The following is an 8,011-nucleotide window of genomic DNA, read 5'->3' on the forward strand; positions in this document are numbered from 1 at the left end:
CGATTTCCTTGTCAATAGAAAGCTCACTGGCGCTTTTCTGCGCTTTCGTGCAGCGGGCCGATATGCGGAAGCACCATGAATTTCATCCATAGCTGGTTTAGGAGCAGCAAAACGGCCGAGCCGACAAAAATCAGCGGCAAGCCGAAACCGCTCGCAATCGCTCCCATGGCAAACGTCCCCGCCATGCCGCCCAAAAAGACGGCACAATTGTGGTAGCTGTACGTCCTGCTCTCCATTCCTTTTGGCGCGTACTGCCGCAGGAGAACGTGCAGAGAGGGCATCATCCCGCCCAGGCATGCTCCCGTGCAAAAGCGCAGGGCGATGAATTGCCATAATTGCTGGACAAAGGCTTGCGGCACCAAAAAAACGATCGAACCGAACACGGCGAGGTTGAAAATCCGGTGGGAGCCGAACTTGTCGCCCCACTTTCCGAGTTGGGGAGCCGCGAGCATATTGGCAAGGCCCATGACCGCCGTCGTCACGCCCGCCATGATAACTACGTTGTCCTGATCGGGAAGCAACTGTTGGACGTACAGCGGGATGAGCGGCAACGTACCGACCATCGCTGCTCTGGCGATTGCGGCAGAGACGAACAGCGCGCCGAGCGGCTTTTTGCCCGCGATGTGCCGCAAATCGGCGAGAAAGTTCGTTTTCTCCATAAGCCGCTGCTCGTTTGCCACACGCTCCTGCACCCAAAAAACGATCATAATGGCGGCAAGCAAAATGCACAGACCTGTGTAGCAAAAGACGGCGCTAAAGCCGAAGCGGACAGCGAGCAGACTGCCCAAAAGCGGGCCGCAGATCGTTCCCCCGACCGCGCTGGCGTGCAGGATGCCGAGCGCATAGCCGCTGCGCTCCTGCGGCGTATTCGTTGCGGTAAAAGCGACAGCAGCCGGGCTGAAACCTGCCATCATCCCGTTTGCCAGTCGCAAAACGAGCAACTGCACAGGACTGGTGACAAATCCCATCAGCGTAATCGTGACCGCGAGACCGAAGCCGGAGCGAACGATCATCAGCTTCCGGCCGTGCCGATCCGCCAGCTTGCCCCACAGCGGCGAAAACAAAAACGCCGTCAGCAGATTGGCGACGTAAATCGCTCCTGTCCACCAGAGGACTTCGCCGTGATCAGACACGCCCATCTCCTGCAAATAGAGCGGCAAAAACGGAGTGACGCAACTGAGCGAGGCCATCGTCAAAAATTGCCCGGCGCACAAAATAAACAGATTCCGTCTCCACTTTTCCACCGTGCTGACACGATCCTCTCTCGCTGTCATCGGCTTTTCGCTCTCGGGCAAGCCGAGCAGAAGCCTTCGCGCGAAGAAACCTTGTAATGATAGCAGCACGTCTTGCGAATCCGGCCCGGTCGCGCTGTCGCTGCTCCAGGCTCGCTGTCGCCAAACTCGCAAAACTGCGCGAACGGATTTTGTGCTTCCCCGAACCATGGGGCAGGCGCGTGCTTGAGCAGGCAGGCAAAGTCAGCCTGGACGCGCTCCCGCAGTTCGCTTCCCGCCTCCGCTTTGATCCGCTTTTCGTACAGCGAAAACAAACGGACCGCCGTGTTTTCCCACAGCACCATGCGCGGAATGTTCGCCACGCGGGAAATCGTGTGCCACAGCGGCGCGATATGTCCGGCGAACAAGCTGCGGATGATCTGCTCCCGCCACTCGCTCCTGTCCCCGGCAGCGAACGCGCGAACGTCCGACGCGCGTACATGGAGCCGCGACAGCCATGGCTCGCCCGGCTCCTTTGCCAAAACGAGCTGGCATTGCCCGATGTCCAGCATGACTGCTTTGTTGTACATCGTCATGGCGTACAAGATGGGGGCAACGGTCAAAAACGCGTACCTTTTCGCAAACAGGGAGGCGGTCACCTTCAGCGAAGGGGCGTGCAAATAGCCGCTCATCCGCGCGAGACAGTCCGCGCACGTCTTTTCATCCAACAACTCTGTGACCGGAATCAACTCTCCCGAGCGCACGGGTACGCCATGGGTCAGGCGAAAATGCTCCGCCAAATACGCCGATTCGTCCGCTTCTAGCCAGTTTTTGTTCATCAAATGCTCTCCCTTTGCGGGCAGAGATGAGGCGGTCAGGACAACAGCGCGTCTGCAATTTCATCCACTACCCGGTTAATCGCGACAGGCCCGTAAAAGCCGATCCACATCGTCGTGTCGAACGTGCGCACATGGTTGGCTTTGACCACGCTCAGGCTTCTCCAGATGGCGGACTCCTGGTAGGCGCTGGTCAGCGCGGCGTTCGTATCGTCCTGCAACACAAAGAGGTGGTCGGCATTCAGTTCGGTCATGGCGTCCAACTGGATGTACGAGCTGGTCCGCTTGCTGTCCATCGCCATCGGCGGCGGCGCGATGCCGAGATCGCGGTACAAAATCCGTGCCGTCCGGTGCGCCGTCGTGTGCAGCCGGATCATGTTGTCGCGCGGCCGGATCAAGGAAACCGTCTTGCCCCCCAGCTTGGCCGCAATCGCATCTTTCAGATGGACGATCTTTTGGTTGTACGCGTCAATCACGTGTTGCGCCTCCTGCTCTTTGCCGAGCATTTTTCCCAGCACAGGAAGCGTCGTCCGCCAGTCGTCGTTTCTGCCGAGCATCACCGTCGGGGCAATCGCGACCAGCTCGTCGTACAAATGCGCATGTGTATCCGTGCAGACAATCAGCTCCGGCGACAGCTCGGCAATCGCGGTCATATCCGGATGATCCTTTGTCCCCAGCCTTTTGATCGCGCTCATTTTCTCGCCCAAATATTCCGGCAATCCGGACGGGCTGGTCGTGGCAAATACGCTGCCTGCTGGCAAGTGGCCGAGTGCGTACATTTGATCGATGTACTGGTAATCGAGCACCGCAATTTTTTCGGGCAGTCGGTCCAGCTCCAGTTCGCCTCGCAGATGCCTGATGTACTTGCTTGTCGTTTTTGCCACTCCCCCCTCAGGGTCTGCCTGTTTTGCACGCTTGCTCCTGTGCGCTGCCAGAGCAGCCGAAGCAGGTGCTGTTTTTCGTTGAGAATGACTCCCATTCTCGTCAATAATACTATACAAGGGCACGCTTTTGCCGCCAATGAACGATGGCGACAAGCCGGATGGATTTTGACGACAAAGTTCGGGTTGCCCGGCCATTTTTCTGAATTGGCTGGGGGAGATACCGACGTATTTTTTGAACAGGCGGCTGAAGTAATAGCTGTCTGTAAAGCCGACAGCCTCGGCAATGTCCATCAGCGGCACATTCAGTTTCAGCAGCAGGTCCTTGGCCTTTTCCAGCCGGACGCGGAGCAGGTATTCCATCGGCCCCACCGCAAGCGCTGCCTTGAACAGCCGTTGCAACTGCCGCTCCTGGCAGCCTACCTGGCTCGCCAGCGCATGCAGCGTCATTTTCTCGGAGAACTGCTCCTCGATCAAGCGGATTGCCTTGTCCACCAGACTCTGGGCAGTCGGCTCTTCTGCCTGCTCCTGGCGCTGCTGCAGCCATTCGTACACAAACTGATGCAAGAGCGCCTTCGCGTGGAGCCTGTCCAGCATGCTCGCCTTCTGCCATTTCTCGTGCATCTGGCGGACTGTGCCAAACAGCGGCAGCGGATAGCGCGGCGTAAAGCTGTGCGCGAGTTGAAAAGGGTCTCGCTTCTGCTGCAGCCGCAACAGCTCCTCGCGGCACGGCAGAGCCAGGGTCGCCTTGTATTGCAGCAAATAGTATTCGAGTGCTTCCTGCACGTAATCAATCGCGAGTACCGTGCCTTTTCCGGCGTGGCAAACATGATAAGGGCCCGCCTGATACTGCGCTTCGTCAAGCAGCACGCGAGCCTTTCCCTGTACGGTACACAAAAATGAGCCTGCCGTAAGCTGGTGCGCGCGCAGGCTGTCGCCTGGCTGGATCACCGCACGGCGGACGTCCACTACTTTGAGAGCTGCGTGATTCCATAACAACAAATCGTCCTGAAATGACAACTCCCTTTCCCTCCTGTTCTGTGCTGTGGCGTCGTGGAATTGGATGTGGGTCTATTATAAAGATAATGATTCTCATCATCAATAACGAATCGCCCCAAGCGACAGTCGGCGTATGCGCCTGGCGAGCGAATTAGAAAACTTGGCTGCGCCACTGGCTTGGCGCAGCCTTCGTTGCCCTTATACTGGATAAGAATCTTATAAACTCTTATCGGTATAAAAAAACACAGCCTTTGCGATAGCTGTGCGGTGACCAAGCGTTATTTGCTCTCGACAAACGTAATTTTTTTCATCAGCCGCCGGATTGCTTTTGGCCAAAAGTAAGCGGCGGGAAACGCCAGCGAAAAAGCCATCGGCCATGCTTTGAGCCAGCGCTCGAGCAGCATGGAGTTGAAGCCGAAATTCACCAGCATCATGAAAAACGACAAAATACAGGACATGCCCAGCGCCATTAAAAACGTAAAGACAATCGCTTCGTATTTTTTCGGGATTTTCACACACATCACCTCGCTGATTTTCCTGTTTCTTCCTAGTTAAAAGACAACCGTTCTGCGCGACGGTTACCCGATTAATTATGGTAGCTTAAAGCAAAATAGCGAAGCCGTCAACGCTGCAAGTGTCGACGGGACAAGAAAAAACCTTTGCTGTATCGCAAAGGTTTTTCAGCAACGCTGCTCTTGTTATTCCCTCATCCGGCTGGCGACGGCTTCCGCCAAATCTGTCGTCAATTGCGGGACGTGTGACTTCAGGATCGAGTTCACCATGGGGGCCTTCAAGCCTTTTGCCGTAATGTCGAGAAACCCGGTCATTTTCGTGCGCTCCTCCCCCAACGCCTCTGCCCGAAAGTAGCCTTCTCCCGTAAAATTCTCGTTGATTCCGGTCAGTGTAAACTTCACTTCCGTCGGCTCGTTCCACTCGGTAATGTCCACCTGCAGGCTGATTTGCTTTTTCATAATCCCGATGTCGCCGGTAAACGTCCAGGTCACGCGCCGCTCATGGATCACTTCGTGGCTGATGTAGCCTGGCACGAGCGGAACCCAGTTCTCCAGCACGCTGACAAATTCCCAGATCGTCCCGATCGGCAGCGGCAGCTCGATATCGTGGATGCCTTGAGGCATGGTTGCTCATTCCTTTCCCCTGGTTGTTTCGGATGTCTCGTAATATGTATGGCTTTAGGGGGCAGGATATTTCGGGAAAATGTGTCGTTGTCTTTACACAAGCTGCTTCCGGTCGGGCTTGCCCAGGCCGGTGTAGGCGATGCTGTCAACGAACACAATCTCTTTTGGCAACTGATACCTGGCGACTCGCGGGCGCAGCCAGCCAGCCCAGCAAAGCTTCCTCGGTCGGTCAGCCTGGCATGGCTCGCAGGCTGCACGAAATGCCCCGGGAAAGAACTTCCTTGATGGGTTTCGAGTATTCTGGGTTTCGGCGAAGCCTCTGGGAACTCATTTATGTTTGTATTCGTATCCTTCGGGTTTAAGCGTTGCACTAAGAGGTATTATCTCTCCGTTTTTTTCAGTATAAAAGTATCTTACATCGGGTTCATCAGCAAAAATAACTTCTACACTAAAAAGCGGAAGCTTCCCAAAAACGCCATCTACACTAGCTATTGTTTTCTCATCGAGATTTTTCTCCGTAATGAGATATTGGCGTACTTGATTTTCTAAGCTTAACAAAGTTCCTTGAACATATATAACTGGAGCAGCGATCAGGATTAAGATCAGGAAAACTATAATCATTGTTTTTTTGTGCATTTTCGTTATCCCCCAAAAAATCGGTTGTAAAAATGATGCTTTTTTTCCGTAAAGAGTGAAAGCGATAATGGGGAATTTTAATCTGATAGACCCCACTGTTCTAAGTTCATCTGGCACGCATTTTACTATGGTTCTAATCTCGACATTACTGGCAGAGGTCTTAGCGATCGCAGTAGAGCAACCCCACATTTATCCAAACACCGGAAAATAATTTCTTTGATGGGTTTCGAGTATTCTCAGTTTCGGTGAAGCCTCTGGGAACTCATTTATGTTTGTAGTTGTATCCTTTAGGTTTAAGCGTTACATGTACAGGTACTATTTTTCCGTCTATTTCAGTATAAAAGTATCTTACATCGGGTTCATCAGCAAAAATAACTTCTACACCAAAGAACGGAAGCTTCCCAAAACGGCCATCTAGACTAACTATTGTTTTCTCATCAATATTTTTCTCGGTAATGAGATATTGGCGTACCTGATTTTCTAAGCTTAACAAAGTTCCTTGAACATATATAACTGGAACAGCGATAAGGATTAAAACTAGGAAAGCTATTATCATCATTTTTTTATTCATTTTTGTTTCCCCCCAAAAAAGTGGTTGTAAAATGATGCTTTTTTTTCCTTGAATAGTGAAAGCGATAATGGGCGCCTTATTATCGTTAATCAACTATATAGGAGGAATTTTATATGGCAACTGACAGACCACAGTATCCTGGCACTAACACGGATATGAAGCCAGGAGACGTATTGTACTCGAAAAAAAGCTTTTCGACTTTTTTTGTTGGACACGTGGCAATTGTAGGACCGGACTACGATATCATTCACGTTCATCCGGACGGACCTGGATTAGTTGACGATATTGATGGCTATGTTTCTCTATTTAAGCCCGGCGATAAGATCCAGGTTCTCCGTCCCAGGAGTGGAGCTTCCAAAGCTGCTAAATGGGCAATCAACCATATTGATGACGTAAAGAAATACTATTTTAATATGGACTTGGATAATATCGAGCTTAGTTATTGTTCTAAGTTCATCTGGCACGCATTTTACTATGGTTCTAATCTCGACATTACTGGCAGAGGTCTTACTGATCGCAGTAGAGCAACCCATATTTATCCAAGCGATGTTCGAGATTCAGAGGACTTTGCATCAGTAGGAACTATCAAACGTTAAGAAGAAGGTCAAATAAAGCCTCGCATTAGCGGGGTTTTATTCCTTGCACAGATTTCCCAACTCTGTAATTTATACCCCAAACGAAGAGAAAAATCCTCTTTTTACCATCTAACAAAAAATGTATTGATTTGTTAAAATAAGTTGCTTTTTACTTTGTTCATTTACCTATAAGATGGGATGGTGAGAAGCATGAATGATGAACTACTAAAAGAAGAGTGTAGGAGAGTTATAAAAAGGATTGCTTGGCGGTTGCAGTATCAAGCAAAGAAGATTTCCGCCCGAGAGCTTCCGATCATAGAAAATATATGTGGGCAGAATCAAATATTTTCTGTAGATTCTAAGTTGTATGTAGAAGAAATGTTGAATTCCCTTCCATCTAAAGCAAGATTCATTATCGAGCAAGTAGTTATCAATGGGGTTCCAGAAGAAATAGTAGCAAAGCATTTAGGTATATCCCAACAAGGCGTAAATAAATACAAACGGAAATATTTAGGGTTGCTTCGGAAAAAAATAGAATCTGACTCTTGAGACTCCCACGTCTAAAGCCGCAAGCCTTCTACCTTGCGGTGTACGGGTGGGATGAGTCTGTCAAGATTTTTGTGTAAACGTGAAAACGATGCTTCATATGTCGGGCTTGACATGGAGCCACTGGCGGGCATGAGTTCTTGCGATTGGGCGATGGAGAAGTTCACACCATCGCAAGGCAAAGTAGCCTATCATGCCCGCCCCTCCATGTAAAGCCCTTCATCGAATCTGTACCCGTTCTGGGAAATGTACAGTCAACTGGAGAAGGATTTGCCCCCAATTTTGGACCCGCCCTGTCCACTTCCGAATGACATCCATCGTCGCCAAATATAGCATTTTGAGTAGCGATTCATCCGTCGGAAAGATACTTTTTCCCTTTGTCACCTTCCGGAGTTGTCGATGGTAGCTTTCGATCATATTCGTTGTATAGATGAGCTTGCGCAACTCAGGGGAGTACTTGAAAAAGGTCGCCAGTTCATCCCAGTTACTCCGCCACGACCGGACAATCAGGGGATACTGTTTTCCCCAGGTCTCCTCAAATTGATCCAATTCCAGGAGAGCCGCCTCTTCCGTTGGGGCCGTATAGATCGGACGCAAGGCCGTAGTAATCTTCTTCAAAT

10 protein-coding genes are annotated in these 8,011 nt (G+C 51.1%); 2 read left to right on the top strand and 8 right to left on the bottom strand.

Translation table 11 applies throughout. The features are described from left to right. Nucleotides 1-23 precede the first annotated feature (23 nt). From AC27IT_RS05295 to AC27IT_RS05325, 7 genes are all read right to left on the bottom strand, one after another. Nucleotides 24-1,274 carry an MFS transporter gene (locus tag AC27IT_RS05295; RefSeq protein WP_429778263.1) on the bottom strand — a complete coding sequence of 417 codons (1,251 nt, stop codon included), beginning with the start codon at nucleotides 1,272-1,274 and terminating at the stop codon, nucleotides 24-26. Further along, complete coding sequence (locus tag AC27IT_RS05300; RefSeq protein WP_487091651.1) at nucleotides 1,271-2,050, bottom strand: IucA/IucC family C-terminal-domain containing protein; 780 nt, start codon at nucleotides 2,048-2,050, stop codon at nucleotides 1,271-1,273. Before AC27IT_RS05300 ends, AC27IT_RS05295 begins: the two co-directional genes overlap by 4 nt. A gap of 35 nt (nucleotides 2,051-2,085) precedes the next feature. After that, the gene (locus AC27IT_RS05305) at nucleotides 2,086-3,948 is read right to left on the bottom strand and encodes a helix-turn-helix domain-containing protein (RefSeq protein ID WP_487091652.1); all 1,863 of its coding nucleotides are present in this window, start codon (nucleotides 3,946-3,948) and stop codon (nucleotides 2,086-2,088) included. A gap of 257 nt (nucleotides 3,949-4,205) precedes the next feature. Further along, nucleotides 4,206-4,442 carry a DUF2798 domain-containing protein gene (locus AC27IT_RS05310; RefSeq protein ID WP_005829700.1) on the bottom strand — a complete coding sequence of 79 codons (237 nt, stop codon included), beginning with the start codon at nucleotides 4,440-4,442 and terminating at the stop codon, nucleotides 4,206-4,208. A 183-nt stretch (nucleotides 4,443-4,625) separates the two neighbouring features. Further along, nucleotides 4,626-5,063, bottom strand: coding sequence for an SRPBCC family protein (locus AC27IT_RS05315; protein ID WP_005829702.1), 438 nt, complete (start codon nucleotides 5,061-5,063; stop codon nucleotides 4,626-4,628). A 327-nt stretch (nucleotides 5,064-5,390) separates the two neighbouring features. Beyond that, the gene (locus tag AC27IT_RS05320; protein WP_005829704.1) at nucleotides 5,391-5,699 is read right to left on the bottom strand and encodes a DUF3139 domain-containing protein; all 309 of its coding nucleotides are present in this window, start codon (nucleotides 5,697-5,699) and stop codon (nucleotides 5,391-5,393) included. Nucleotides 5,700-5,961: 262 nt separating this feature from the next. Next, on the bottom strand, nucleotides 5,962-6,270 hold the full coding sequence (locus AC27IT_RS05325; protein WP_026557697.1) for a DUF3139 domain-containing protein: 309 nt from the start codon (nucleotides 6,268-6,270) through the stop codon (nucleotides 5,962-5,964). A 113-nt stretch (nucleotides 6,271-6,383) separates the two neighbouring features. Between AC27IT_RS05325 and AC27IT_RS05330 the strand changes: the two genes are divergently transcribed. Then, a complete protein-coding gene (locus AC27IT_RS05330) occupies nucleotides 6,384-6,866 on the top strand; it encodes a C40 family peptidase (RefSeq protein WP_007778682.1) in 483 nt (160 codons plus the stop codon). Between the two features lie 189 nt (nucleotides 6,867-7,055). After that, on the top strand, nucleotides 7,056-7,394 hold the full coding sequence (locus AC27IT_RS05335) for a hypothetical protein (RefSeq protein ID WP_005837207.1): 339 nt from the start codon (nucleotides 7,056-7,058) through the stop codon (nucleotides 7,392-7,394). A gap of 216 nt (nucleotides 7,395-7,610) precedes the next feature. Here the strand turns inward: AC27IT_RS05335 and AC27IT_RS05340 are convergent. Further along, a partial coding sequence (locus AC27IT_RS05340) for a transposase (RefSeq protein WP_487091653.1) occupies nucleotides 7,611-8,011 on the bottom strand: 401 nt, incomplete at its 5' end.

This window comes from Brevibacillus sp. YAE8 (assembly GCF_057543335.1).

Coding starts and splice junctions, on each gene's coding strand:
- AC27IT_RS05295 (WP_429778263.1), bottom strand. CDS start 1,274: ATGACAGCGAGAGAGGATCGTGTCAGCACGGTGGAAAAGTGGAGACGG.
- AC27IT_RS05300 (WP_487091651.1), bottom strand. CDS start 2,050: ATGAACAAAAACTGGCTAGAAGCGGACGAATCGGCGTATTTGGCGGAG.
- AC27IT_RS05315 (WP_005829702.1), bottom strand. CDS start 5,063: ATGCCTCAAGGCATCCACGATATCGAGCTGCCGCTGCCGATCGGGACG.
- AC27IT_RS05320 (WP_005829704.1), bottom strand. CDS start 5,699: ATGCACAAAAAAACAATGATTATAGTTTTCCTGATCTTAATCCTGATC.
- AC27IT_RS05325 (WP_026557697.1), bottom strand. CDS start 6,270: ATGAATAAAAAAATGATGATAATAGCTTTCCTAGTTTTAATCCTTATC.
- AC27IT_RS05330 (WP_007778682.1), top strand. CDS start 6,384: ATGGCAACTGACAGACCACAGTATCCTGGCACTAACACGGATATGAAG.
- AC27IT_RS05335 (WP_005837207.1), top strand. CDS start 7,056: ATGAATGATGAACTACTAAAAGAAGAGTGTAGGAGAGTTATAAAAAGG.